This window comes from Primorskyibacter sp. S87, assembly GCF_049801055.1.
GTDB lineage: Bacteria > Pseudomonadota > Alphaproteobacteria > Rhodobacterales > Rhodobacteraceae > JBNAGF01.
The window spans coordinates 626,275-652,877 of the sequence record NZ_JBNAGF010000001.1; the positions used below are offsets into that span (position 1 = coordinate 626,275).

Annotated in this window: 26 protein-coding genes; 17 read left to right on the forward strand and 9 right to left on the reverse strand. The window is 60.0% G+C overall.

The genetic code is table 11. From position 1 onward, the window contains the following. Nucleotides 1-68: 68 nt before the first annotated feature. Nucleotides 69-803 (reverse strand): glutamine amidotransferase, encoded by a 735-nt coding sequence (locus ACP15U_RS03130; RefSeq protein WP_425043661.1) that lies wholly within the window; start codon nucleotides 801-803, stop codon nucleotides 69-71. Between the two features lie 110 nt (nucleotides 804-913). Beyond that, entirely contained in the window at nucleotides 914-2,686 is a 1,773-nt protein-coding gene (locus ACP15U_RS03135; RefSeq protein ID WP_425043662.1) for an SLC13 family permease, read from the reverse strand. 116 nt (nucleotides 2,687-2,802) lie between these two features. Between ACP15U_RS03135 and ACP15U_RS03140 the strand changes: the two genes are divergently transcribed. Both ACP15U_RS03140 and trhA read left to right on the forward strand, forming a co-directional pair. Further along, nucleotides 2,803-3,543 carry a YebC/PmpR family DNA-binding transcriptional regulator gene (locus tag ACP15U_RS03140; RefSeq protein ID WP_425043735.1) on the forward strand — a complete coding sequence of 247 codons (741 nt, stop codon included), beginning with the start codon at nucleotides 2,803-2,805 and terminating at the stop codon, nucleotides 3,541-3,543. Between the two features lie 336 nt (nucleotides 3,544-3,879). Continuing rightward, nucleotides 3,880-4,527 carry a PAQR family membrane homeostasis protein TrhA gene (gene trhA, locus ACP15U_RS03145; protein ID WP_425043663.1) on the forward strand — a complete coding sequence of 216 codons (648 nt, stop codon included), beginning with the start codon at nucleotides 3,880-3,882 and terminating at the stop codon, nucleotides 4,525-4,527. Between the two features lie 178 nt (nucleotides 4,528-4,705). Here trhA and ACP15U_RS03150 read toward each other — a convergent pair whose 3' ends face one another. The 4 genes from ACP15U_RS03150 to ACP15U_RS03165 form a co-directional block, all read right to left on the reverse strand. Then, entirely contained in the window at nucleotides 4,706-5,056 is a 351-nt protein-coding gene (locus tag ACP15U_RS03150) for a cupin domain-containing protein (RefSeq protein ID WP_425043664.1), read from the reverse strand. 205 nt (nucleotides 5,057-5,261) lie between these two features. Then, nucleotides 5,262-6,065, reverse strand: coding sequence for a hypothetical protein (locus ACP15U_RS03155; RefSeq protein WP_425043665.1), 804 nt, complete (start codon nucleotides 6,063-6,065; stop codon nucleotides 5,262-5,264). 102 nt (nucleotides 6,066-6,167) lie between these two features. Next, nucleotides 6,168-6,857: a nitroreductase family protein gene (locus ACP15U_RS03160; protein WP_425043666.1), complete on the reverse strand. Its 690-nt coding sequence runs from the start codon at nucleotides 6,855-6,857 to the stop codon at nucleotides 6,168-6,170. A gap of 24 nt (nucleotides 6,858-6,881) precedes the next feature. Next, on the reverse strand, nucleotides 6,882-7,787 hold the full coding sequence (locus ACP15U_RS03165) for a LysR family transcriptional regulator ArgP (RefSeq protein WP_425043667.1): 906 nt from the start codon (nucleotides 7,785-7,787) through the stop codon (nucleotides 6,882-6,884). Nucleotides 7,788-7,877: 90 nt separating this feature from the next. Between ACP15U_RS03165 and ACP15U_RS03170 the strand changes: the two genes are divergently transcribed. From ACP15U_RS03170 to ACP15U_RS03195, 6 genes are all read left to right on the forward strand, one after another. After that, nucleotides 7,878-8,477: a LysE/ArgO family amino acid transporter gene (locus ACP15U_RS03170; protein WP_425043668.1), complete on the forward strand. Its 600-nt coding sequence runs from the start codon at nucleotides 7,878-7,880 to the stop codon at nucleotides 8,475-8,477. 39 nt (nucleotides 8,478-8,516) lie between these two features. Beyond that, complete coding sequence (locus ACP15U_RS03175) at nucleotides 8,517-9,422, forward strand: DMT family transporter (protein ID WP_425043669.1); 906 nt, start codon at nucleotides 8,517-8,519, stop codon at nucleotides 9,420-9,422. 109 nt (nucleotides 9,423-9,531) lie between these two features. Continuing rightward, nucleotides 9,532-10,104, forward strand: a complete 573-nt coding sequence (gene betI, locus ACP15U_RS03180) for a choline-binding transcriptional repressor BetI (RefSeq protein ID WP_425043670.1) — start codon at nucleotides 9,532-9,534, stop codon at nucleotides 10,102-10,104. Further along, a complete protein-coding gene (gene betC / locus ACP15U_RS03185) occupies nucleotides 10,101-11,609 on the forward strand; it encodes a choline-sulfatase (protein ID WP_425043671.1) in 1,509 nt (502 codons plus the stop codon). Before betI ends, betC begins: the two co-directional genes overlap by 4 nt. Before the next feature lie 93 nt (nucleotides 11,610-11,702). Then, on the forward strand, nucleotides 11,703-13,361 hold the full coding sequence (gene betA, locus ACP15U_RS03190) for a choline dehydrogenase (protein WP_425043672.1): 1,659 nt from the start codon (nucleotides 11,703-11,705) through the stop codon (nucleotides 13,359-13,361). A gap of 111 nt (nucleotides 13,362-13,472) precedes the next feature. Next, nucleotides 13,473-13,712, forward strand: a complete 240-nt coding sequence (locus ACP15U_RS03195; RefSeq protein WP_425043673.1) for a YdcH family protein — start codon at nucleotides 13,473-13,475, stop codon at nucleotides 13,710-13,712. A gap of 122 nt (nucleotides 13,713-13,834) precedes the next feature. On the opposite strand, the gene ACP15U_RS03200 is transcribed toward ACP15U_RS03195, so the two are convergent. Further along, on the reverse strand, nucleotides 13,835-15,229 hold the full coding sequence (locus tag ACP15U_RS03200) for a helix-turn-helix domain-containing protein (RefSeq protein WP_425043674.1): 1,395 nt from the start codon (nucleotides 15,227-15,229) through the stop codon (nucleotides 13,835-13,837). 90 nt (nucleotides 15,230-15,319) lie between these two features. Next, the gene (locus ACP15U_RS03205) at nucleotides 15,320-16,534 is read right to left on the reverse strand and encodes a multidrug effflux MFS transporter (RefSeq protein WP_425043675.1); all 1,215 of its coding nucleotides are present in this window, start codon (nucleotides 16,532-16,534) and stop codon (nucleotides 15,320-15,322) included. Nucleotides 16,535-16,716: 182 nt separating this feature from the next. On the opposite strand from ACP15U_RS03205, the gene ACP15U_RS03210 reads away from it, so the two are divergent. From ACP15U_RS03210 to ACP15U_RS03240, 7 genes are all read left to right on the forward strand, one after another. Beyond that, nucleotides 16,717-18,249, forward strand: a complete 1,533-nt coding sequence (locus ACP15U_RS03210; protein ID WP_425043676.1) for an acyl-CoA carboxylase subunit beta — start codon at nucleotides 16,717-16,719, stop codon at nucleotides 18,247-18,249. A gap of 42 nt (nucleotides 18,250-18,291) precedes the next feature. Then, a complete protein-coding gene (locus ACP15U_RS03215; protein WP_425043677.1) occupies nucleotides 18,292-18,690 on the forward strand; it encodes a cupin domain-containing protein in 399 nt (132 codons plus the stop codon). Beyond that, nucleotides 18,687-19,169, forward strand: a complete 483-nt coding sequence (locus ACP15U_RS03220; RefSeq protein ID WP_425043678.1) for a DUF6497 family protein — start codon at nucleotides 18,687-18,689, stop codon at nucleotides 19,167-19,169. The genes ACP15U_RS03215 and ACP15U_RS03220 overlap by 4 nt, the downstream gene beginning before the upstream one ends. 208 nt (nucleotides 19,170-19,377) lie before the next feature. Further along, nucleotides 19,378-19,515, forward strand: a complete 138-nt coding sequence (locus ACP15U_RS03225) for a hypothetical protein (protein ID WP_425043679.1) — start codon at nucleotides 19,378-19,380, stop codon at nucleotides 19,513-19,515. A 105-nt stretch (nucleotides 19,516-19,620) separates the two neighbouring features. Beyond that, nucleotides 19,621-19,968, forward strand: a complete 348-nt coding sequence (locus ACP15U_RS03230) for a hypothetical protein (RefSeq protein ID WP_425043680.1) — start codon at nucleotides 19,621-19,623, stop codon at nucleotides 19,966-19,968. 349 nt (nucleotides 19,969-20,317) lie between these two features. Further along, nucleotides 20,318-20,521: a hypothetical protein gene (locus ACP15U_RS03235; RefSeq protein WP_425043681.1), complete on the forward strand. Its 204-nt coding sequence runs from the start codon at nucleotides 20,318-20,320 to the stop codon at nucleotides 20,519-20,521. A 150-nt stretch (nucleotides 20,522-20,671) separates the two neighbouring features. Next, complete coding sequence (locus tag ACP15U_RS03240; protein ID WP_425043682.1) at nucleotides 20,672-22,717, forward strand: acetyl-CoA carboxylase biotin carboxylase subunit; 2,046 nt, start codon at nucleotides 20,672-20,674, stop codon at nucleotides 22,715-22,717. A gap of 93 nt (nucleotides 22,718-22,810) precedes the next feature. Here the strand turns inward: ACP15U_RS03240 and ACP15U_RS03245 are convergent, their stop codons facing one another. After that, the gene (locus ACP15U_RS03245; protein WP_425043683.1) at nucleotides 22,811-23,266 is read right to left on the reverse strand and encodes a DUF4174 domain-containing protein; all 456 of its coding nucleotides are present in this window, start codon (nucleotides 23,264-23,266) and stop codon (nucleotides 22,811-22,813) included. Between the two features lie 108 nt (nucleotides 23,267-23,374). Between ACP15U_RS03245 and ACP15U_RS03250 the strand changes: the two genes are divergently transcribed. Together ACP15U_RS03250 and scpA are read left to right on the forward strand one after the other, a co-directional pair. Continuing rightward, complete coding sequence (locus tag ACP15U_RS03250; protein ID WP_425043684.1) at nucleotides 23,375-24,382, forward strand: hypothetical protein; 1,008 nt, start codon at nucleotides 23,375-23,377, stop codon at nucleotides 24,380-24,382. Then, nucleotides 24,342-26,474, forward strand: coding sequence for a methylmalonyl-CoA mutase (scpA, locus tag ACP15U_RS03255; RefSeq protein WP_425043685.1), 2,133 nt, complete (start codon nucleotides 24,342-24,344; stop codon nucleotides 26,472-26,474). Before ACP15U_RS03250 ends, scpA begins: the two co-directional genes overlap by 41 nt. The last annotated feature ends 129 nt before the right edge of the window (nucleotides 26,475-26,603 follow it).

Consider the following 26,603-nt stretch of genomic DNA (forward strand, 5'->3'; position numbering starts at 1 on the left):
TGCTTGGGACAGACTAGCGGGGAGGGGCGGCGTCAGGCAATGGGCCTGAGCGCCGGAGTGCCGCAGGGTCATCCATATCGTTCGGCAAACCTTCGCAGGATTTCTCCGGGTTGGGTGACGTCTGCAGCGTGGCAGATCTCGATGAGCGTTTCGGCTGTTTCGGGCGGGAAATAGCCGTGATTGCGATAAATCCGGATTCGCTGCTCGAAATCGGCAGCGTCTGCCTCGGGGTGAAACTGGGTGGCATAGACGTTCTGTCCCCACCGGACCATCTGGAACGGGCAGGGTGCCGAACTGACCAGATGCACACATCCCGGCGGCAGCGATTGAACCGCCTCCTTATGGCCCACAAAGGCCTCAAACTCACGGTCCAGCCCGGCGGTGAGCGGGTCGTCAGCTGCGTCGGGCGTCAGAGCGCAGTCCGAAGGACCAACCGGTTCCGAAAAGCGTGCCTTGCTGACCTCGCCACCCAGATGCTCGGCCAGAATTCCCAGTCCATAGCAGCATCCCATGAATGGGTGATCCGCCCCGGTAATCTGCGGCATCAGCCCCATGATCGCGTTTTCTATCCGGGCCTCGGTTTCAGATTTCTTTTCCGGCGCATCACTGACGCAGCCTGGACCGCCGCCGACGATCACCCCGGCATAGTCGGTCACATTCAATCCTTCCGGCAGATTCTCGCAATCCAGCCGGATTCGGTGAACCCGGTCTTCGGTCAGATTCGCGCGATGCAGGATTGAGGCGAACTCGGCATCCGAAGCATCGGTTTCAGGGCGCAGCTGCAGGATCAGAAAGCGTTTCATGCTGCGGCTTTAGCCTGTGGCAGAGGTGCGGGCAAGCGGCGGGGTGACGCGTCAGGTGAAATTGCACAACGGGGCAGGGGCACCAGCGAATGAGTTCTGGGCCAAAGGAGCTAAAGCGGCCAGAAGACCAGCAGAGCCGGGATGCTCACCGCCACGATCAGGATCTCGAGCGGCAGGCCCATGCGCCAGTAGTCCCCGAACCGATAACCTCCGGGGCCAAGGATCAAGGTGTTGTTCTTGTGGCCAATAGGGGTCAGGAACGCAGCAGAGGCCGCCACCGCGACAGCCATCAGGAACGGATCGGGTGAAACGCCCAACCCTTCGGCCATGCGGATTGCCACCGGAGCCGCAACGATCGTGGTGGCTGTGTTGTTGAGCACGTCCGACAGGGTCATCGTCACAACCATGAGCACGGTCAGGATCACCCAGGCGGGCATGCCTTCGGTCAGGGTCATCAGACCCGAGGCAATCAACGCGGTCCCTCCCGAACTCTCAAGCGCCGCGCCAAGCGGTATCATCGAGCCCAGAAGGACAACCACCGGCCATTCGACATGGTCGTAGATCTGTGCAATCGGCAGGATTTTGGTCAGCACGTAGCCGACCACCACCAGCCCCAGCGCCACTGGCAGATAGATCAGCCCGAAACTGGCGGCTGCCACCGCAACGGCAAAGAGACCGATTGCAAGCCAGACCTTGTCATTCGCAGTCACGGCAAGCCCCCGGTCGGCCAATGGCAGGCAGCCCAGCCACTCGGTCACGTCCGGGCCGTGGTCACGAGGGCAAAGCAACAGCAGGATGTCGCCCGGTTCCACTTCGGTCTTGCGCACCTGCTGGCGGATCTGACGGCCTTGCCGCGAAATGCCCATCAGCACCGTGCTCTGCCGCCATGCCAGCCCGATGCCCTGCGCCGTTTTGCCCGAAATTCGGGCAGTTTCTGGGACCACCACCTCGATCACGTCCAGCCCTTCTCCGGCGGCTTCCAGCAACTCCTGCCGCTGAGTGTCGGAAAACGCGAGGTTCAGGCTCGACCGAAACTCGTCCAGTGCCTCCGGTCCGGCCTCAAGAATGAGCGCATCCCCTGCCTGCAGGCGGGTGCGAACCGCGCGACCATATTGCCGACGATCGTTGCGGATCACTCCGAGAATTGCCACGTCTGCGGCCTCGGCGGCTTCTTCCAGTTCAGCAACACGCTTGCCGATATGAGGCGAATCTTCGGGAACCGTCAGTTCCGCAATATAATCGGTGAGCGCGGCGGCTCCTTGCACAGTATCTTCGCGGGTCGGGATCAGCCGCCATCCGATCAGAGCCACAAAGGCCAGCCCGGCAATGGCTGCCACGCCCCCAACCGGGGCGAAATCGAACATCTTGAACGGGGCACCCAGAGCCTCTTCCCGGATCGCGGCGATCAGAATGTTGGGCGGCGTGCCGATCAGCGTGACCATGCCGCCAAGGATCGTTGCGAAACTCAGGGGCATCAGGCTCAATCCGGGCGGCCGCCCCGCCTTGCGGGCGGTCTGGATATCGACCGGCATCAACAAGGCGAGCGCCGCGACGTTGTTCATAAAGGCTGACAGCACTGCGCCGATCCCGCCCATCAACGCGATATGGGCGCCCAGCCCGCGAGACGCATCGACCAATGTGCGGGTAATCAAAAAGACTGCCCCAGAGCGGACGAGCCCGGCCGATACGATCAGCACCAGGGCCACGATGATTGTCGCGGGATGGCCGAAACCCGAAAACGCATCCTTGACCGGCACCACGCCGAGGACAACGCCCAACAGAAGGGCGGTGAACGCAACAAGGTCATAGCGATATCGCCCCCAGAGTAACATGGCGAACACGGCCCCAAACAGGCCGAACAGGATGATCTGGTCAGACGTCATTGCCCCACCTTATCGGCGCGGTCACATCCGGCAAGCGGGTTCTTGATCCCGCCTTGATAACCAGGGGGGCTCGGGTCTATATGAGCGCCAGGAATTCAATCATCGACGAGGACATCATGGCCGGCCACTCAAAATGGGCAAATATTCAGCACCGTAAGGGGCGGCAGGACAAACTGCGTGCAAAGCTGTTCTCCAAGATGTCCAAGGAAATTACCGTTGCCGCCAAGATGGGCGACCCGGATCCCGACAAGAACCCGCGCCTGCGCCTGGCCGTGAAAGAAGCCAAGTCGAACTCGGTTCCCAAGGACGTGATCGACCGCGCGATCAAGAAAAGTCAGGCGGGCGAAGGCGACGATTACGAGGAAATCCGCTATGAGGGTTATGGCCCCAACGGCGTTGCCGTGATCGTCGAGGCCATGACCGACAACCGCAACCGAACCGCCTCGACCGTGCGCTCCACCTTTTCGAAGAATGGCGGCAATCTGGGCGAGACCGGCTCGGTCGGCTTCATGTTCGAGCGCAAGGGCGAGGTGGTTTACCCCGCAACCGCCGGCGATGCGGACACCGTGTTCGAAGCTGCGATCGAGGCCGGTGCCGAGGACGTGGAAAGCGCGGAGGACGGCCACATCATCTGGTGCGCCGACACCGATCTGAACGAAGTGTCGAACGCTTTGGAGGCTGCACTGGGTGAATCGGAGTCGACCAAGCTGGTGTGGAAACCGACCACCACCACCGAGCTTGATCTGGAAGGTATGCAAAAGCTGATGAGGCTGGTGGATGCGCTGGAAGACGATGACGACATCCAGCGGGTGACCACCAATTTCGAGGCCACCGATGAGGTGATGGCGCAACTCTGAGCGCGACCGCGGAATGGAAATAGGGGCCGGCCCACATAGTGCTGGTCGGTGCTGTGAGTGCCCAAACGATACCAGCCCGCTGCTTTGTCGGCGGGCTGTTTTTTAGGCCGCAGTACCGCTGCAACGCCAAATCGAGTGTTCCGCGAACGCGACTTCTCAAAGGGCTGCATAAGAAGTGTTTGATGTGATCTAAATCAGACCTTCACGCGACCCAATCGACAATCCCTTTGCGGACAATACGGCCATCTTTCGCAGCAACGAGCTCTTACGCGTCGGAAGTATGGACACTCCCTGTGTCTGGATGTAGCGCCAGACAAACCTTTGCCCGGAACCAAGATGACAGAAACGACGTATCCAAGCCCGATCCAATCTAACCGCCATGCCGACATTGCCGTCCATGCCATCGGGCTGGTGGCGATCCTGACGGCCGGCGGAATACTTGTTTCCAAATCAATCTCCGGCCTTGAACCCAGATTGGCCCTTGCGGTCATGGTTTACGTGTTTTGCGCGCTGGCATCCAATCTGGCATCTGTCGCCTATCACTTTTCCACATGGCACCACCGGCGCAAACTATTGCGACGCATTGATCACGCCGCGATCTACCCCAGTATTTCGGGTACTTTCACTCCCTTTTTCGTATTGGCAGGCACGACATGGACGATGACCTTGCTGTGGATTTGTTGGGGGCTGACAGCCGTGGCCGTCTGGAACAAGATCACCAACGACACGGTCAAGTCGCGATGGTCAACTGCATCCTACCTTGGACTGGGTGCAATTGGGTTGAGTGCCCTGCCAGACCTCACGAATGTACCTGTCACCACATTGTGGTGCATATTGGCGGGGTCCGCCGCCTACGTCATTGGAACTGTGTTTTACGCCCGAAAAGCCATGCCTTACCGGTATGCTGTTTGGCACACATGGGTAAATATCGGCGGAGCGCTGATGTTTGCGGGCATATGGATAGCCTTATCCACTCAATGGTAGATTTAGTGGAGGCAGGGGAAAACTGTTTCACGACAGGCTTGTTGAATGTTGCAGTGGGACAATAGGTCTGCTTTGAGCGCAGACCGATCACCAGAGGCTTTCCCTCAGGTCCGGGAACGCCTGAAACGGGTTCAAGCTCGGATATGCAGACAATGCGAGCACGAGCAAGATTGGAAATCTAACTCATCTGCTCTTCTAGGTTTTTGGCTTTCTCAGTGGTCGCATTGCCAAAGTGCTTGGTTGAGGCCGGTTCGATCAAGACGACGCGGCATTCCTCCTCGGCGATTGGGTTGTGCATGACACCGCGAGGAACGACGTGCAGGTCACCCACCTTTAGCTCAACGGTGCGATCCTCGTATTCCATCTTCAGGATACCGGAGACGAGCAAGAACATTTCGTCTTCGCCATCGTGTTTGTTCCAAACATTCTGGCCCTTCAGCTTAGCGACCTTCATAAGTTGATCATTGACCTGACCAACGACCCGGCGAAACCAAATGTCTTCAAGGTCAACATCGGCAGGAGTAATCACTTCACGATCCGAGGCTCTCGTTTTCAACTCCCTTTGATGTTCAGATGCGCTGCTTGGCGGCGGACCCGAATTTGCTCGCATCAACAATTTTGGCTCTGAGCACTCCTGTCGGATGGCCACGTCCCGATACTCCGGAGCCGCTGGTTTGGACCTTGTCGAGCGCTCGCTTCAGCGGCGGCGGTATGGGCCAAAGCGGAGGGTCCTTTTAGGGGTGCAGCAAGCCCGCCTCCTGGGCCTCCGTCACGCCAAGATACCAAAGGCTGTCTTGCGGAGTGTCGAACATCCTATCCAGAAAGGCGTCGGTTGCGCCCCGGCTTTCAAAATAGGTCCGATCTCTGGACTGCTCTGCGGCGATGTCGATATGCGGCAGATCGCTGACACCTTCCAGCCCATAGCCGTGAAACCCAAGCCGGACGCCGGGGTCCATGCTGCGGGCCGTTCCCGCTGCGAAAAGCAGGGTGCAGGCGGACAGGCAATCGCCTTTGGCGTGAGTGTCCAGATTGCCGGCAAGTATCAGCTTTGTTGCGCCGCGTGCTTCGTAGATCTGGCCGCCTTGGCCGGACAGAACAATGACCTTGGCAGTCGGGTTCTCTTCGAGCAGGGCGGCCAGACGTTTTATCAGTCCAAAAGTGATCAGGCCTTCGAAATGGATTTCGCGGCCTTCGGCACGGACCTCCAGCCGGTAGGCCGAGGCATGTTCTCTGTCCATGCGGTCGGTGAACAATTCGGTTGCCTCCGGCTGGCCGGCGTTCAGAAAGGCGCCCCACCAAAGAGCGGCGCCCGTAAAGGCTGCAAATAGCAGCGCCAGCTGCCCGCCCCAGACCGGGGCCAGCCCGCCGTGATTGCGAACATGACTGTCGGCGCTGCGCTGGAAACAGAGGATCTGCCATGCAAACAATGCGAGATCGCAGGCAAGCAACCCGAAGAGCAGGGCCATGGAAAGTGGTGGCGCAGATCCCAACCCCCAGACCAAAAGCAGTGCCGCACCCCTAGGGAGCGCCGCAAACATCCAAAAAGCCCGCCGCAGCGATGGTGTCGTGTCCTGTGTCACGGGAGCATGATCGTGGGCTGATGCCGCCACCGCAAGAGGGCGATTGCATGGCCTGAGCGATCAGTAGAAGCTTGCGATTTCGTCCAACGGTTTTTTTAGCTTTGCCACTTCTGGCACTGTTGCGTCATCGGAAGGATGGCCAACAGCGATAATCATCGTGGGCTTTTCCGAAGCCGGACGATTCAGCGCATCGTTCAGAAACCGCATCGGATTCGGCGTGTGGGTCAGCGTGCTCAATCCCGCGTGATGCAGCGCGGCCAGCAGGAACCCGGTGGCGATGTTCACGCTCTCCGGCACGTAATAATTTTTGTAGCGGGTGCCGTCTTCGAACTGACCCCAGCGTTGGGCAAAGACCACGATCAGCCAGGGGGCAATGGTCAGGTGGGGTTTATCCGCATCTGTCCCGATCGGTTCGAGTGCCTTGATCCACTCGTCTCCGGCACCGCCCGCATAGAACCTGCGCTCTTCCTCTTCGGCCTCTTCGCGGATTCTCGCTTTCAGCGCCGGGTCGCTGATCGCCGCAAAATGCCACGGCTGGTGGTTGGCCCCCGAGGGCGCGGTGCCAGCGGTGCGGATTGCAGTTTCGATGACCTCGCGCGAAACCGGTCGGTCGCAATAGTCGCGCACGGAATGGCGCTTGCGCATGGTGTCGTGAAAATGCCGTGCGGCCTCCAGCATCTCATCGTCGGTCATGTCCGACCGGTCAGGAAGCGGAAGCGTCGAATAGCGGAGGGTTTCTCGGGAGAACATGCCGGGCTCCGTGAATTTCTCGGGTCAGGATGTTATCGGCTTATCGGCGGGCGGGATCAAGACCTTGGCGGCCGCCTTGCGAACCGCTTTGGTCAGATCCTGCAGCGCCGGAGCCATCACGCGGCTGACCTGCCATGTCAGAGCGACGTCCATCGGAGTATCCGGGATCAGTTCGACAAGGCGGCCGTTTTTCATCGGGCCTCGGATCAGCGGGGCAGGGTTCATGCCCCAGCCAAGCCCCGACCGCCCCGCGTCGATAAAGGCGTGGGTAGACGGCAAGAAATGAACGGGTGCAGCAATTCTTGCCCCGGCGTTCCGGGCCATCCACTGCCGCTGCAGGCCGTCCTTGGCGTTGAACGTGATGCAGGGCGCAGACGAAAGGCTGACTGCGTCCACGCCATCTGCAAACCAGTTCCGGTGAAACCCCGGGCTTGCCGTGGCGTGATAGCGCAGCGCACCTATTGCAACCGCGTCGCACCCTGCCACCGGTTTGCCGCTGGCACAGACCGCCGCGCTGACTTCGCCGCGACGCAGCCAGTCGGCCGAATGATCCTGATCGTCGATCACCAGATCGAACAGCATGTCGGGCACAGAGGCGAGGGCCGGAACAAACCATGTCGCGAGGCTGTCGGCATTGACCGCGATCCTGACACGGGTGGCGCCGGGGCTGTCTTCCAGTGACAATTCGCGGCTCAGCTGCTGTTCCAACAGCCCGACATCCTCGGCATGTTTGGCCAGACGCTGCCCGGCCGGCGTGCCCGTGCAGGGAGTGCCCCGGTTGATCAGCGTGGTTCCGACCCGCTCCTCCAGCGCTTTGATCCGCTGCGATATTGCCGAAGGTGTGACCGACAGGTCATGGGCGGCCGCCTCAAACGAGCCAAGCCGCAGAACCGCCGAAAGGGCAGAAAGGTGATGAGGGTCGAACCGCATTAGAACCTCTAATGTGAGATGAGTATCTTTAACTGGATTACGCTTGGGACAGGGTTTAGTCAAATCGCAAGCCAAAAGGATAGACGTTGTATGGGTCTTTCATTTCTGCCCGGATTTGCTCTCGGTTTCAGCCTGATCCTTGCGATTGGAGCTCAAAATGCCTTTGTACTGCGGCAGGGATTGCGGCGCGAGCATGTTCTGCCGATCTGCCTGACATGCGCCGTGTCTGATGCGGTGCTCATCGCGGCCGGTGTGGCGGGATTTGGAATGCTTGCATCGGCCGTGCCGTGGCTGGAGCCGGTGATGCGCTATGGAGGGGCCGCCTTCTTGATCTGGTATGGCGCGCGCACCCTACGTTCGGCCTGGCGGGGCGGCGAGGTGTTGGATGCCGGAAACGGTACCGGGCTGACACTCGGGGCTGCCTTGATAACCGTGCTGGCACTGACATGGCTCAATCCACATGTCTACCTCGATACGGTTATGCTGATTGGTTCAATTTCCTCGCAATATCCAGACAGGTTGCAGTTTGCATTAGGAGCGATGGCCGCAAGCTTTGTCTTCTTCTTTTTGCTTGGCTACGGGGCAGGGTTGTTGGCCCCGTTTTTTCAGAAGACCCGAGCTTGGCAGGTCCTCGATCTGGTGATCGGTCTGACGATGTGGGCTATCGCCGCAAAGTTGCTTGTCATGTGAAGGGTTGTGCGAGGCGGCAAATGGGTGTTCAACCGGCCCATGAGCAACGCTGCCACCCCCCGCCCAGTTGCCGGTATTCTTTGGATGCTGGCTGCCGGGCTGTCCTTTGTCGGCATGACGGCTCTGGTCAAATCCATGGGTGATGACATGCACCCGATTCAGGCGGCCTTCCTGCGTTATGTCTTCGGCCTTGTCTTCTTGTTGCCAGCAATCAAGCCAATGTTGCAGACATCGCTGAAACCCCGCCACTGGCAGCTTTTTGCCTTGCGCGGCGTGCTGCATGCAGTTGCTGTCATGCTTTGGTTCTTTGCCATGACACAGATCCCGCTGGCCGAAGTGACCGCAATGAATTATCTCACACCAGTTTACGTCACGCTGGGTGCTGCGCTGTTCCTTGGGGAAAAGCTTGCGGCTCGTCGATTGACTGCTGTCGTAGTCGCCCTTGTCGGAGCGATCATCATCCTGCGGCCGGGCATCCGCGAAGTCAGCCCGGGACATCTTGCGATGCTGGGTATGACTTTTCTGATGGGCGGGTCCTATCTTCTGACAAAGCGCCTGGTGAATGAGATCAGCCCAGTCGTCATCGTGGCGCAACTGTCGATCTGGGTGACAATCATACTCACTCCGTTGGCCATTTCGGTCTGGACACCACCGCAACCCGAAGACCTTGTTCTGCTGCTCATCGTAGCGTGTTTTGCCACCGCGGGGCACTATTGCATGACACTGGCACTGCAGGCCGCGCCAATCGCCGTGACGCAGCCAGCCACGTTTCTCCAGCTGATCTGGGCCACGTTGCTGGGTGCGCTGGTCTTTGCGGAGCCAGTGGATATCTGGGTGGTTGCCGGCGGATCGCTGATCCTCGGGGCGGTCAGTTTCATCACCTGGCGCGAAGCCCGGTTGAACCGGCGAGCGGTCACCCCGGCCAATCTTCAAACCAAACCCTAGGCTTGTTCCGTTGCGTTTTTTCGCAGGCGGCGATGCAGTGCGTGTTTATTGATTGACGAGTCAATAAACCCGTTCTAGCCTGCGTTCCTACACCAGCGGAGGGCGCACGATGCCGAAACTCGGGATGGAGCCGATCCGGCGCGATGCAATCGTCAAGGCGACGATCGCCGAGCTGGGGGCCAACAAATCTCTGGACGTGACCGTCAGCCAGATCGCCAAGCGGGCGGGGATATCCAGCGCGTTGGCGCATCACTATTTTGGCGGCAAGGATCAGATCTTTCTGGCCGCGATGCGACGCATCATGTCGGATTTCGGCGCCGAAGCTGTTACAGAGCTAAACAAGGCCGCACCCGATCAACGTGCGCAGGCCATCATCCGGGCCTGTTTCGCGCCGAGCTGTTTTACTGCCGATGCCACGCGCGCATGGATGACTTTTTATGTCCTGGCCCAGACAAACGACAGCGCGCTGCAGCTGTGGCGTGTTTACCAGCGCCGAATCCGATCCAATCTGCGCCACGCCTTTCGCGGGCAGACCGATGACCCGGATGCCGCTGCGCGGACGTTGATTGCCCTGATCGACGGGCTTTATATCCGCGCGGCCCTGACCGCCCCGGGCGAGCCGCGTGAGGCAGTGGACCACGCCCTGCGCGTACTCGACATGTTGTTGAAGGACCAGCCATGACCCGCCCCAACATTCTGATCCTGATGGTGGATCAGCTCAACGGAACCCTTTTTCCCGACGGTCCCGCTGACTGGCTCCACGCGCCGAACCTCAGGAAACTGGCCGAGCGCTCGACCCGGTTCGCCAACGCCTATACGGCCTCGCCCCTTTGCGCGCCGGGCCGCGCCAGCTTCATGTCCGGGCAATTGCCGTCCCGCACCGGCGTCTATGACAACGCAGCCGAGTTTCGCAGCGATATCCCCACATATGCCCACCATCTGCGGCGGGCGGGATACTACACCTGTCTTTCCGGCAAGATGCATTTTGTCGGCCCCGACCAGCTGCACGGGTTTGAGGACCGGCTGACGACCGACATCTATCCAGCCGATTTCGGTTGGACCCCGGACTATCGCAAACCAGGTGAACGCATCGACTGGTGGTACCACAACATGGGTTCGGTCACCGGGGCAGGCGTGGCGGAGATTTCCAACCAAATGGAATATGACGACGAGGTCGCCTACCACGCCGGCGCGAAACTCTATGATCTCGCCCGGGGAAAGGATGAACGCCCGTGGTGCCTGACCGTCAGCTTTACCCATCCGCATGATCCGTATGTTGCGCGCCGTAAATACTGGGACCTCTACGAGGATTGCGAACATCTGCTGCCTCATGTTCCGGACCGTGGATATGACAATCAGGATCCGCATTCCAAACGGATATTCGATGCAAACGACTGGCGCAGCTTCGACATAACCAAAGAGAACATCCAACGGTCCCGCCGGGCCTATCTTGCCAATATCTCCTATCTCGACGACAGGATCGGCGAACTTCTCGATATTCTGGAGGCCACAAGGCAGGATCCCATCATCCTCTTTGTCTCGGATCACGGTGACATGCTGGGAGAGCGAGGTCTCTGGTTCAAGATGACCTTCTACGAAGGTTCGGCGCGTGTGCCGCTCATGATCAGCGCGCCGCAAATGCCTGCGGGTCGGATCGACACGCCAGTGTCAACAATTGATGTCACACCGACATTGGGGGCGCTTGCCGGCGTGGACATGGATGAAATCGCTCCGTGGACGGACGGGAACGATCTTGTGCCGCTTGCCAACGGCACCGAGCGTTCGGCGCCGGTCCTGATGGAATATGCTGCCGAAGCCTCCTATGCGCCGCTGGTTTCCATGCGCTACGGCAAGTGGAAATACAACCGCTGTGCGCTTGATCCGGACCAGTTGTTCGACCTCGAAAACGACCCCCACGAGCTGAAAAACCTCGCCGAAATCCCTGCGCATGCAGGAACCCTCCAAACATTGCGGGCCAAATCCGAAAAACGCTGGGATCTCGAACGCTTTGACGCCGAAGTGCGCGCCAGTCAAGCCAGGCGGTGGGTGGTCTACGAGGCGCTGAGGCAGGGCGGGTATTACCCGTGGGATTACCAGCCGCTGCAACAGGCATCCGAACGATATATGCGCAATCATATGAACCTCGACAATCTGGAGGAAAGCCAGCGCTACCCGCGCGGGGAATGACCTCTTCATCTTTTTGAAAATACTCCCGCCGGAGGCATGAAAACGAAGTTTTCACCCAGACCACTTCGCCGGGATCACAGGAGTCCGAAAGACATGGAAGCAGATTTCGTCATCGTCGGCGCCGGATCCGCCGGCTGCGCGATGGCTTACCGGCTCAGCGCGGCCGGTGCCTCGGTTCTGGTGATCGAACACGGCGGCAGCGATGCCGGCCCGTTCATCCAGATGCCGGCTGCATTGAGCTATCCGATGAACATGTCACGCTACGATTGGGGTTACAAATCGGAACCCGAACCGCATCTGGGCGGGCGCCAACTGGTATGTCCGCGCGGCAAGGTCATCGGGGGGTCGTCCTCGATCAACGGCATGGTCTACGTGCGCGGACACGCAATGGATTTCGACAGCTGGAACGAGATGGGGGCCGACGGATGGTCCTTTGCCGATGTGCTTCCGTACTTTAAGCGAATGGAAAGCTGGCATGACGGTGGCCATGGCGGTGACCCGGCATGGCGCGGTAGCGACGGGCCTTTGCATGTCACGCGTGGCCCGCGTTCGAACCCCTTGTTTCACGCGTTTGTAGAGGCCGGACAACAGGCCGGATATCCGGTCACCAATGACTATAACGGAGAGCAGCAGGAGGGGTTCGGCCCCTTTGAGCAGACCGTCTGGAAAGGCCAGCGCTGGTCAGCGGCCAATGCCTATCTGAAACCGGCCCTCAAGCGGGAAAACTGCGAACTGGTTCGGGGCCTGGCGACACGTGTGGTGATCGAAGAGGGCCGGGCCACCGGCGTCGAGATCGAGCGTGGCGGCAAGCGGGAGATTATCCGCGCCCGCCGCGAAGTCATTCTGGCAGCCTCGTCGATCAATTCGCCAAAGCTGCTGATGCTGTCGGGCATCGGGGCTGCCGAGCATCTGTCAGAACATGGTATCGATGTCGTGGTCGACCGGCCGGGTGTTGGTGCGAACCTGCAAGACCATCTTGAGGTCTATGTGCAATATGCATCGAAGCAGCCGATCACGCTGTATCGATACTGGAACCTGTTCTGGAAGGGCCTGATCGGTGCGCAATGGCTTTTCACCAAGACCGGGCTGGGAGCATCGAACAACTTTGAAAGCTGCGGCTTCATTCGCTCGCGTGAGGGCATCGCCTATCCCGATATCCAGTTCCACTTTCTGCCGATTGCCGTGCGTTATGACGGGCAGGCGGCGGCCGAGGGGCACGGGTTTCAGGCGCATGTCGGGCCAATGCGCTCTCCGTCGCGCGGGGCAGTCACGCTGCGCAGCGCCAATCCCAAGGACGACCCACGGATCTTCTTCAACTACATGTCAACCGAGCAGGACTGGCAGGATTTTCGCACCTGCCTGCGGCTCACCCGCGAGATCTTCGATCAATCTGCCATGGCGCCCTTCGTCAAACACGAGATCCAGCCCGGAGAGGCGGCGCAGAGCGATGACGCGCTCGATGATTTTATCCGAGAACACGCCGAGAGCGCCTATCACCCATGCGGAACCTGCCGGATGGGGGCTGTTTCGGATCCTTTGGCTGTGGTCGATCCGCAGGCCCGGGTGATCGGGGTGGAAGGTTTGCGTGTGGCCGACAGCTCGATTTTTCCGCAGATCACCAATGGAAATCTGAACGGCCCCTCCATCATGGTGGGCGAGAAAGTGTCGGATCATCTATTGGGTCGCGACCCTCTGCCACGCGGAAACAGCCAACCCTGGATACACCCTCAATGGCAGACCGCGCAAAGATGAGGGAAAGGTGCAAAAAAAGTTCCTCAAACCCTGAGTGTTTGATCCGTGTCAAAGTTGGTTCGGAGTGCGGCCTCTAGCCTCTGTAGCGAAGGAAAGAAAAGGAGCGAACAGATGTCGCATACCCCGCACGAACTGGCCGAAGAGTTTCCGGACAAGGCCGAGCTTATGAGCACCCTGAAGCAGTCGGACGCTCATTTCGCGCGCCTCGCAGAAGAGTATCACGAGCTCAACCGGCAGGTGCACAGGGCGGAGACCAATGTTGAACCCATTGAGGAGCTGGCCGAGGTCGAGCTGCGCAAGAAACGGGCGCTGCTGAAAGACGAGATCTGGGGCATCCTGTCCAAGGCATGACGCGCGCTGCATCTGTTGCAGCGCGAGTCGGATCTCACGAGTTCGAAAGAAGGGGGCCTGGGGCTCCCTTCTTAGCATCAGGCATCGGCCGCTGATGCCGGGGGCAGTTCGCCACCAACGGTTCAGGTTACCTCATAGGGCAGGGTGCCGCGCGCATCGGTGTTTATCGTAAGGCGCCGTTCCAGCGGCGGGACCGAGCGCTGGTGACAGGTGCGTCGCTCGCAGATCCGGCAGGAAATCCCGATCGGCTCGAATGCGTTGGCGTTGTTGACGTCCAGATTGTCGGCATAGACCAGCGCATCGGCGTGGCGGATTTCGCATCCGAGAGCAATTGCATAGCGCCGCACCGGCGCGCCATAGGATCCGCCCGGTTTCGACACGTCGCGAGCCAGCGAGATGTATCTCACCCCGTCCGGCGTTTCCGCAAGCTGGCGCAGGAAATGCCCCGGTGTCTCAAAGGCGCGGTGCACGTTCCAGAGCGGGCACGCCCCGCCAAATCGTGCAAACTGAAGTCGGGTGGCCGAGTGGCGCTTGGTGATCGTTCCGGCCTGATCCACCCGCACAAAGAAAAACGGAATGCCCTTGGCGCCGGGGCGCTGCATGGTGGACAGCCGGTGGGCCACCTGCTCGATGGACGCGCCGAAGCGGGTTGAGAGCAGTTCGAGATCGTGCCGGCAATCCTGCGCAGCTGCAAGAAAGCGGGAATAGGGCATCAGGGCGGCGCCGGCGAAATAGTTTGCCAATCCGATCTTGGCGATGGCGCGGGCTTCTTCGCTGTGAAAACGGGCGAAATCCAGCGTTGCTTCGAGAAGCTTGTCCTGACTCAAAAGGGCCAGTTGCAGCAGAAGCTGGAAAACCTGTGTCTGGGGCGAGCTACGGTCAGATAGTGTCAGCGTTTTGCGATCTGCATCATAGACACGCAGGGCCTCGCTTCCTGTCAGTTCGACGCGAATACCGAGCGCCTCCAGTCGCTTTTGAGCCAGGGTCCTGATATCGCCCGAAGCAGATTCGGCGAAATGTTCGGCGGCGCGGTCAACCGCATCGATGTAGTTGTCGCAATAGTGGAAGAAGTCCCGGACTTCCTCCCAAGGGCTGGCCTGCAGCGCGGCATCCTCGCGGCCAAGGGCCTCGTCAAGCGAAGCCAGCCGTTCGTGCGTTTGCCGATAGGCCCGGTGCAGCCCGATGAAGGCGCGCGCCAGCGCCGGGGCGTTGGAGGCGGTCAGGCGAAGATCTGCCAGCGGCGGCATCCCCTCGGCAAAAACCGGATCGGCAAGCGCCTCACGCATGTCCGAAACAAGCCGTTCGCTGTCACCGGTATTCAGTTCGGTCACGTCCAGTCCGAACTCCTGCGCCAGAGCCAGCACAACGGTGGTGCTGACAGGCCGGTTGTTGTTCTCCATCTGGTTCAGATAGGGCAGCGATACCCCCAGCTTGGTGGCAAAATCCTTTTGGGTCAGCCCCAGTCTGGTGCGGATTTCGCGCAGCTTGGCGCCGGCATAGAGTTTCTGGCTGCTCATGGTCTGGCTCTGCACTTCGTGTCTTTTGATGGCTTTGCTGATTTGCTGGGTTCTAAGAGTATCTTTGCAAACCCGGTGGGGCAAGGGCGCTCAGAGGCCCAGTTTCCGCTCGCGTCGGATCACCACAAAGATCGAAACCAGCCCAAGTGCGGCCGTTACCAGCATCAGCAACAGAAGGGGCATGGCGTCGGTGCCCGGCTTGAGAAGCAGACTGCTCAGACCGCTGAGCGCGGCGCCACCGATCAGCATGATGGCGCCGCTCAGACCTGACGCAGTGGCGGCAAGGTGCGGACGCACCGACAGCGCCCCGGCTGTCGCATTGGGAATGGCCATACCATTGCCGAGGCCAACAAAGATCATGAAGCCAAAGAAGGTGAACTCATTGCCCAGCCCCGCCACGATGAGAGCGGTGGACATGGCAACGCCCGAGAAATTGATCCAGCATCCCCAAAGGACCATCCGATTGATTCCGAACCGTGTCGAAAACACGCCCGAAAGCCAGTTCCCGACAAAGTAACCCGCGGCCGGGGAGCCGAGAAAGAGGCCGAGTGTTCCGGGCGCCATTCCATAGACCTCGGAGCCGACATAAGGCGCGCCCCCGAGATAGGCGAAGAAGCTACCCGAGGCGAGGCCGCTGGCCAAAGAATAGCCCCAGAACCGCGGCGACCGCAGCAACTCCGGGTATTCGCGGAACTGTTCTCCAAGCGTTTTGCCGCTTTTCAGCGCAGTTTCGCCAAAGTCCACATAGGTAAGGATCAGGCTGAAGGCCCCAACGGCGAACAGCAGCCAGAAACTGGCCTTCCAGCCGAAAAACGAATCCAACACGCCTCCCAGAGGGGGCGCCAGCAATGGCACAACGGCCATGCCCATGGTGACATAGCCAATCATACTTGCAGCTTGGTCCTGATCGTACATGTCCCGCACGGCGGCCCTGCTCAGCACTATTCCCACCGAGATCGCGGCCTGACACATGCGGAAGGCGAGAAAAACGTAGACGTTCGGGGCCATGATGCACCCGAGGGTCGCAATCAGGAACAGGGTGATACCCCACAGAATCACGGGGCGGCGTCCGAACTTGTCCGCAATGGGACCCATCAGGATCTGCAGCACCGCGTTCATCGCGAGATAAAGCGACACCGAAAGCTGGATCAGCTGGTAATCTGCTCGGAAATACTCGGCCATATTGGGCAGGCTGGGCAGGAACACGTTCATGCCCAGTGCCGAGGCACCCGACAGCAAGATCAGCGTCGCGATATGCGGCGGTCCCCTGTGGGCTGACGGCGAAGGCGTTCCGGTTGTCTGCATGTTGTCGGGTCTATGGGTTGGCCATTGTGCTGTCCATACGGTCGTCGCGTTACAATCGATGTTTGCAAATTTGCGAATTGCTGAAATTTGGCTGCGGAGAGTTTGCAAATTTGCCGAATAGGCCTTTGGGCTACCCGGATCAGCCTATATGGTGCGCACAAATTTAAAAGGGGACAAACGCCATGAAAGACATCCTTGCCGAGCTCGAAACCCGCCGCGAAGCAGCGCGCAAGGGCGGCGGGCAAAAGCGGATCGACGCGCAGCACGCCCGTGGCAAGCTGACAGCCCGCGAGCGGATCGAACTGCTGCTCGATGCCGATAGCTTCGAAGAATTCGACATGTTCGTAACCCATCGCTGCACCGATTTCGGGATGGAAGAGCAAAAACCCGCAGGCGATGGCGTCGTTACCGGATGGGGAACGATCAACGGACGAATGGTCTATGTCTTCTCACAGGATTTCACTGTGTTTGGTGGGTCGCTGTCGGAAACCCATGCGCAGAAGATTTGCAAGATCATGGATATGGCGGTGCAGAACGGAGCCCCTGTGATCGGCATCAACGATTCTGGCGGGGCGCGGATTCAGGAAGGCGTGGCCTCGCTGGCGGGTTATGCCGAAGTGTTCCAGCGCAACATCATGGCGTCCGGCGTGGTGCCGCAGATCAGCGTGATCATGGGGCCGTGCGCCGGTGGTGCCGTTTACAGCCCCGCGATGACCGACTTCATCTTCATGGTCAAAGACACCTCCTACATGTTCGTAACCGGGCCGGACGTCGTGAAGACCGTGACCAACGAAGTGGTCACCGCCGAGGAGTTGGGGGGCGCTTCGACCCATACCCGCAAAAGTTCGGTCGCTGACGGCGCTTTCGAGAACGACGTCGAAGCACTGGCCGAGATTCGCCGGCTTGTCGATTTCCTGCCCGCAAACAACCGGGAAAAGCCGCCGGTGCGCCCCTTCTTCGACAGCCCCTCACGGTCGGAAACCTCGCTCGACACACTGGTGCCCGAGAACCCCAACACGCCCTACGATATGAAGGAACTGATCCTCAAAGTGGCGGACGAGGGTGATTTCTACGAGATCCAGCAGGATTACGCCAATAACATCATCACCGGTTTCATCCGGCTTGAGGGTCAGACCGTTGGCATTGTGGCCAACCAGCCGATGGTTCTCGCCGGTTGTCTCGATATCGACAGCAGCCGCAAGGCGGCGCGGTTCGTGCGGTTCTGCGACTGCTTCGAAATTCCGATCCTGACACTTGTCGACGTGCCAGGATTCCTGCCGGGCACCAGTCAGGAATACGGCGGCGTCATCAAGCACGGCGCGAAACTGCTTTTCGCCTATGGCGAAGCCACAGTTCCGAAGGTGACGGTGATCACCCGCAAGGCCTATGGCGGAGCCTATGACGTCATGGCGTCCAAACATTTGCGCGGCGATTTCAACTATGCGTGGCCCACCGCCGAGATTGCGGTGATGGGGGCCAAGGGCGCGACCGAGATCATCCATCGGGCGGATCTGGACGATGCGGAAAAGATCGCGGCGCACGCGGCCGACTACGAAGATCGGTTCGCCAATCCCTTTGTTGCCGCTGAACGGGGCTTCATCGACGAGGTGATCCAGCCCAAGTCCACCCGCCGCCGTGTCTCGCGTGCGTTCGCATCGCTGCGCAACAAGAAGCTCGAGAACCCGTGGAAGAAGCACGACAATATCCCGCTTTAGGGCCACAAGGTGGGGACGACCCCCGCCATCGGAGGTAATCGCATGACCAATCTCTGGAAGAATCAGGCTTTCAGCATCTCTCACGCCGACGATTCCCCTTTTGTCGGCGAAGGGTTGCGGGCTTTTTTCGAGTATCGGGATCTTGGGATCGATAGTGCCACAAAGGGCCGCTTCGGGGCGCATGTCATTCGTGCCGTTCCGGGCATGGAGAGCCCCGGCGCATGGCACAGCCACGATCTGGATTTCCAGATGGTCTACGTCACCAAAGGTTGGGTGGTCTTCGAATATGAAGGGCAGGGGGAGCATATGCTGCGAGAGGGTTCCTGTGTGCTACAGCCCCCCGGAATCAAGCATCGGGAGGTGAGGCATTCCGATGACATGGAACTGATCGAAATCATCTCGCCCGCAAAATTTGACACCAAGGACGAATCAGCCCCATGATCCGCGCCACCGGAAAGAACCACGCGCACGCCGATGGCGCAGCGCCAGCAACCCCGGTAGGAGGAGCGCGCATCTTGCGTGGCCGGGGTTGCCGACTTTCCGCGGCTTTTCTGTCTGTGTTGCCCACATTGTCCGGTGCCACCGAAGCCTTGCCTGTGCCGTCCGGCCAACCGGTGGTTCTGTCTCAGGTTCTGCTTGATGAGAACCCCGGCGAGCTTTGGGTGCGTTTCCGGTTCGTGGCCCCCAAGATCGGCCAGACTGTCGGTCGCATCGGCTATGACGTGACCACGCTCGACATGGCACATCTGTGTGAAACGCTCGCCCGGCCTTATCTTGATCAGCATCAGCTGGCTCCCGCCCGCATTGTTATTTCCTTTGCTGACCGGGTGCTGGATTTCGGAGTTTCCGATCCGCAGGCCACCCAGTTCTTCGAAGCGTATCGCATTGCGGATTCAGGCTGTATCTGGGAGGGGTTTTGACGATGGCACAACATGTTGCGAGGAGAAACTCATCCATGCTGGAAATTGAGGCTTTGGAGTCACAACGGGCCCGGATACTGGGCGACGCATGTCCTTCGGTGCGGAATTCGATTATGCTCGGCGACGGTCGCAATACTGCGGCCGAAACCCTGAGGCAGGCGAAAGAACTTTCTTTCGCTGGTTTCATACACACGATCAGGAGACCGAGATGTCGAAGAGCATCAAGTTCCTGGCAATGGTCGCCTTTGTCGGCGCCGTTGCCGCATGCGGCAACTCTCAGCAGGAAGAGTTCGTCGTGGTCGAGCCCATCTCGACTGAGCCGACCTATACAGGAAAGCTCAAGTAAGCTGCATTCGGGGCCGGCCTTCGTGCCGACCCCGACCCGCTCTGCATGGTCCAGCCGGGTCCGGTTTCTGACCCAAGCACCTTCTGTCACGGCGGAGGGGGCATCATGCTGAAGCACCGTGGGTTCCCGAGCCGCCTCCCAAGCACCGATTTCCAGTTCACGATCCGTCGCCCCAATCCCAAGGGCGTGACCAAGATTATCCGGCGCGAAAGACATCGCGACCGCAAGCCGGCGGACCGACGCGCGGATGCGGGTTTCATGGCCGCGCTCTGGGCGCATTTCGGCGAAGAGCCCTTTGAACGCGGAAATCTCGATGCGGGCCGGATCAGCTGGCTTTTCGGCCGCGAAGTTGTGCCCGCCGAAGATCCCTTTGACCCAGAGAGTTACGAGGCTCTGCTGAAAATCGACGTGAATGCTGCGCGGGTGGCCTTCCCTGAGATTATCGAGGGGTAATCGGCATGAATCTGCGCGCGCATATCACGGATCGGCGGGTATCGGCTCAAATCTGCAATCCTTCCGACGGCGCCTTGGATGGCGTTCTGCAATGCTGCAACGTGATCTGCGTGTCCGGGATCGACAATCCTGCGCCGGTGTCGGGCCATCTATTCCGTACCCCTTTCCTGGTCGGGCAGATCTCCCTCCCCCGAGGTGATCTGCCCGAACTTTTTACCATTCGCACCGGGCACGAAGGGCGGCAGGCTTTCGCTCAAATCATCGCGTCAAAGCGCATCCACTTGTTCTCTTTGGGTTTCGGCGTTTGTGTTGCGCCACAATCCTCGAACGAACAAGAAGGACAGGCAGGATGCGAGCAAAACGGACACTTATTCTATTGGCAATGTGCGGCGGGCTCGCCGCATGCGGAGACACGCCAACCGAGCAGGCGCTCTATGGTGGCGGTGCCGGTTTCGTCGGCGCGCTTGCGCTTGACGGCGACCCGGTGCTCGGCGCGGCGGCTGGCGCGGCTGGCAACCTGCTCTATTGCCAGAACAACCCGGGCAAGTGCTGACGCGCTGACGCGCCGGACACCGGCCCGGCCGAACCGAATTTCATCGGGGTCTTTCGAGACCCGTAACGCATACGCGCACAACACCGCTTCGGAGCCTTTGCTCCGGGGCGGTGTTTTGCGTTCTACCGAACACAAGACAAGGGACTGCACATGTTCAACAAGATCCTGATCGCGAACCGGGGCGAGATCGCCTGCCGGGTTATCAAGACAGCCCGCAAGATGGGTATCAAGACCGTCGCCATCTATTCGGACGCGGACAAGCAGGCGCTGCATGTGGAGATGGCGGACGAGGCAGTCCATATCGGCCCGCCACCCGCGAACCAGTCCTATATCGTTATTGACAAGGTGATGGACGCCATTCGTCAGAGCGGCGCTCAGGCGGTGCACCCGGGTTACGGCTTTCTGTCCGAGAACAGCAAATTCGCAGAGGCGCTCGAAGCCGAGGGTGTCGCATTTGTCGGACCTCCGAAAGGTGCCATCGAGGCGATGGGCGACAAGATCACCTCGAAGAAGATCGCTCAGGATGCGGACGTATCGACCGTGCCCGGTTATATGGGTTTGATCGAAGATGCCGACGAAGCGGTGAAGATTTCCAACGAAATCGGTTATCCGGTGATGATCAAAGCCAGCGCTGGCGGTGGCGGCAAGGGCATGCGGATCGCATGGAACGACGAAGAGGCGCGCGAAGGCTTTCAGTCATCCAAGAACGAGGCGGCGAATTCCTTTGGCGATGACCGGATCTTCATCGAGAAATTCGTGACCCAGCCGCGGCATATCGAGATTCAGGTTTTGTGTGATGCCCATGGCAACGGCATCTATCTTGGGGAACGGGAATGTTCGATCCAGCGACGCAATCAAAAGGTTGTCGAAGAGGCACCCAGCCCATTCCTCGACCCGGGAACCCGTAAGGCAATGGGCGAACAGGCAGTGGCTCTGGCCAAGGCCGTGGGCTACGCCAGCGCCGGAACCGTGGAATTCATCGTCGACGGCGAAAAGAACTTTTACTTCCTTGAAATGAATACCCGCCTGCAGGTGGAACATCCGGTGACCGAACTGATCACTGGCGTCGATCTGGTTGAACAGATGATCCGCGTTGCTGCCGGCGAACCGCTCAGCATTACGCAGGATGACGTGACCCTGACCGGTTGGGCAATCGAGAACCGGCTTTATGCCGAAGATCCTTACCGGGGGTTCCTGCCTTCGATCGGCAGGCTGACCCGCTATCGCCCGCCGGCGGAAATCGCGGCCGGTCCGATGCTGGTGAACGGCAAGTGGCAGGGGAAAGCGCCCGAAGGCGATGCTGCGGTGCGCAACGACACCGGTGTCTACGAAGGCGGCGAGATCTCGATGTATTATGACCCGATGATCGCCAAGCTCTGTACCTGGGCGCCGACCCGGGCACAGGCAATCGAAGCGATGCGCGTTGCGCTGGACGGCTTCGAAGTCGAAGGCATTGGTCACAACCTGCCGTTCCTTTCGGCGGTCATGGACCATCCGAAATTTATCAGCGGTGATATGACAACCGCCTTCATCGCCGAGGAATATCCGGAAGGGTTTGAAGGTGTCGAACTGTCTGAGGATAATCTGCGCCGGGTGGCGGCCGCTGCATCGGCCATGTTCCGCGTTGCCGAGATCCGGCGCACCCGAATTTCCGGCCGGATGGACAATCATGAGCGCAAGATCGGCAAGCGCTGGGTGGTATCGCTGCAAGGCCAGCACTATGCGGTGAAGGTCAAGGCGGACAAGCACGGCTCCACGATCAAGTTCGAAGACGGACATAAGATGCGCGTGACGTCGGATTGGACGCCGGGCGATAGCCTTGCCCGTCTGCAAGTCGGCGAGGCACCGCTTGTCCTGAAGGTGGACAAGATCACCTCGGGCTACCGGCTACGCACCCGTGGTGCGGATCTGGTGGTGACGCTGCGCACCCCCCGGCAGGCCGAACTGGCGTCGCGGATGCCGGAGAAACAGGCGCCGGATACCTCCAAGCTGCTGCTTTGCCCGATGCCCGGCCTGATCGTGAAGGTCGATGTCGAGTTGGGTCAGGAAGTTCAGGAAGGGCAGGCCCTTTGCACCGTCGAGGCCATGAAAATGGAAAACATCCTGCGAGCAGAGAAAAAAGGCGTGGTCTCCAAGATCAACGCAGGTGCCGGCGATAGCCTCGCCGTCGACGATGTGATCATGGAGTTCGAATGATCCCGTGACCGATTGTGCGCGCGAGAACGGTTTTGCTCTGGCTGGAGTCCCGGAGACGATCCGGGGCTGGTCCGGGTGCCGCTCGGGTTGGGGCTATTTTTCAGCCCCGATGCCGCGGCGCTCGCGCAATTCCTGTTCGCGCAACGGAAATTTGTCGATGGACCGGCTGAGCTCGCGCACGCTCCACGGAAAAGGTTTTCGCAGCTTGACGCCGCCATCCTTGCCGATCAGCACCAGTTGGAACCCGCGTGGCCGAAGTTTCGAACGCAGCGACCCCCGCGCGGCCGGATCGGTGTCTGTCAGCACCACGACCTCGCGATCTCGCAGCATCTCTTCGCCCTGTGCCAGCATGTTGATCTGCTGTTCAAACCGGGGATCCGAAGGCGTGTCGGCAAAAACCACTATCGGCCGGTTTGTCCATAAAAATTCACTCAAATCGCTTTCGCCCGCCGGGCGGATGAGAGTTTCATTCTCTGGCGCCGTGGCATCTGCGGCCAATGCGGCCATCGGCAGAAAGGCTGTCATAACAAGGGCTAGCGTGCGGTTCATGCGATCTCCTGTCGGGTTGAATATAAACCTCAATTCCGGGATTGCGACCGGGGAAACGTCTGAAGGCGGCAAAAAGTTTAACGTTAATGGCTTCGTCAGGGGTTGGGCATGACCATCGCTGCAATCCCCTCCTTGCGGCCGCGTCGGGCGGTCCGGGGCAATCGGACGGGCAAAACCATGGACGTCATCCTGCATATTGGCGCGCATCGTTGCGCCACCACCAGTTTTCAGGCCTACATGCGCCGTAATGCAACAAGCTTCATGGCGGATGGCACCGGATTCTGGGGGCCGAAACGCACGCGAAATGGGCTGTTCTGCGGTGTCGTCCCCGGCGGGGTTTCGGCACCGGTTCGCAATCCGCGTCGCCGCGCTGCGGGCCGAATCAGAATGCAGCTCGATGGCAGCGCCCGACAGGGTGTTCGGCTGTTGGTCGTCAGCGACGAAAACATCATGGGAAACATGCGTCGCAACCTGCATGACCGGGCGCTTTATGCCGGAGCAGGGCAGCGCCTGTCGCATTTCGGCACCGCCTTTGGTGGCCGGGTCACCCGTGTGGCAGTGAACATTCGGGCGCTCGATCTGTTCTGGAGTTCGGCATTGGGCTACGGGCTGACCCGGGCGCATCCGTTGCCCGACAGTCAGGCGCTGGCTGATATTGCCGAAAACAGGCGTGGTTGGCGCGAAGTCATCGAAGACGTGGCCTGCGCGCTGCCGGATACGCCAATAACCGTCATGCCATTCGAGCGTTTTGCAGGGCGGCCAGATCGTCAGCTTTCTGCGATGACCGGTGGCGCCGTGCCCACGAAGAATGCTCAAGACTGGTTGAACGCCACCCCTAAACTGGCACGCCTGCGGCGCGATCTGCCCGAAGAGATTGCCACGCAATTGCCCGCCGGTGAGGGGCGTTGGCTTCCGTTTTCGCCAGCCCAGGCCGCAAGGCTGCGCGGTGTATATGCCGAAGATCTGAGCTGGCTTATGGCGGGGGCCGACGGGCTCGCCCAGCTGGCTGTGGTGCCAAACAAAACAACGGCGGAGAAAACTCCGCCACAGACCGATTTGACAAGAGGAAGACCCCATGACCAAGACCAACAAGGGCGATTGGCAGGCGCTGGCTGAAAAGGAATTGCGCGGCCGCCCGCTCGACGATCTGACCAAGGACACGCTCGAAGGGATTGCCGTCAAACCGCTTTATACCGCGGAAGACAACGCCGACCTCGACCACATGGGAACGATGCCGGGCTTTGGCCCGTTCACCCGCGGGGTCAAGGCAACCATGTATGCCGGGCGCCCTTGGACAATCCGGCAATATGCCGGTTTCTCGACGGCCGAAGAATCGAACGCTTTCTATCGCCGCAACCTGGCTGCCGGTCAGCAGGGCGTGTCGGTGGCCTTCGATCTGGCCACTCACCGCGGCTATGACAGCGATCATCCCCGCGTCGTGGGCGATGTGGGCAAGGCCGGCGTGGCAATCGACAGTGTCGAGGACATGAAAATTCTGTTCGACGGTATCCCGCTCGACAAGGTGTCGGTGTCGATGACCATGAATGGCGCGGTGGTTCCGATCCTCGCCAGCTTCATCGTGGCGGGCGAAGAGCAGGGCCATGACAAGAGCCTGCTGGCCGGGACCATCCAGAACGACATTCTCAAGGAGTTCATGGTCCGCAACACCTATATCTATCCGCCCGAGCCGTCGATGCGGATCATCTCGGACATCATCGAATATACTTCGAATGAGATGCCCAAGTTCAACTCGATCTCGATCTCCGGCTACCACATGCAGGAAGCCGGGGCGAACCTCGTGCAGGAACTGGCCTATACGCTGGCCGACGGGCGCGAATATGTGCGCGCGGCGATCAATGCGGGCATGGATGTCGACAAGTTCGCCGGCCGTCTGTCGTTCTTCTTTGCCATCGGCATGGATTTCTTCATGGAGATTGGCAAGCTGCGCGCGGCCCGCACGCTCTGGCATCGCGTGATGACCGATTTTGGTGCCAAGAACGAGCGCTCCAAGATGCTGCGGACCCATTGCCAGACCTCTGGCGTGTCGCTGCAGGAACAGGACCCCTACAACAACGTGATCCGCACCGCCTACGAGGCGATGAGCGCGGTGCTGGGCGGCACCCAGTCGCTGCACACGAATGCGCTGGACGAAGCCATCGCGCTTCCCACCGATTTTTCAGCCCGGATTGCGCGGAACACTCAGCTGATCCTTCAGGAGGAAACCCGCGTAACCAACGTGGTCGATCCGCTGGCGGGGTCCTACTATGTGGAAAGCCTGACCGGCGAACTGATCGAGAAAGCCTGGGCCCTGATGGAAGAGGTCGAGGAAATGGGCGGTATGACCAAGGCCGTCGAAAGCGGCATGCCAAAGCTGCGTATCGAGGAATCTGCCGCGCGCCGGCAGGCAATGATCGATCGCGGCGAAGAGGTGATCGTTGGCGTCAACAAGTATCGCAAGGAAAAGGAAGACCCGATCGATATTCTCGAGGTCGACAATCAGGCAGTGCGTGAAGCGCAGATTGCCCGACTCGAGAAAATGCGCGGCAGCCGGGACGAAGCTGCCTGTCAGGCCGCGCTTGATGAACTGACGCGCCGCGCCAGTGCGGGCGGCAACCTGCTCGAAGCGGCTGTCGAAGCCGCACGGGCCCGTGCATCCGTGGGAGAGATCAGCATGGCAATGGAAAAGGAATTCGGTCGTCACCGCGCCGAGGTCAAAACTCTGGCCGGAGTGTACGGCGCTGCTTATGAGGGCGACGAAGGCTTTGCCGCGATCCAGAAGAGCATCGACGAGTTCGCCGAAGCCGAAGGTCGGCGTCCACGTTTGCTGGTGGTCAAGATGGGGCAGGACGGACACGACCGGGGCGCCAAGGTGATCGCTACGGCCTTTGCTGATATCGGCTTTGACGTGGACGTGGGCCCGCTGTTCCAGACCCCGGAAGAAGCCGCGCAGGACGCGATCGACAATGACGTGCACGTGGTGGGGATTTCCAGCCAGGCGGCAGGCCACAAGACACTGGCGCCGCAGTTGGTCGACGAGCTGAAAAAGGCCGGGGCCGGCGATATCATCGTGATCTGTGGTGGAGTCATTCCGCAGCAGGACTACGACTATCTCTACAAGCACGGTGTCAAGGCCATATTCGGGCCCGGCACCAACATCCCCGAAGCCGCACAGGACATTCTGCGGCTGGTGCGCGAAGCGCGCGGTTGAAACGAAACGGGCAGGGGGCATAACGCCCCCGCGTTCCATGCCTGAGCAGGCTGTGACACACGAAATACTCCCGCGCAGCGCCTTTGCCCACCGGTGAAACGGGACGTCAGGTGCGAAAGTTCCATAGGA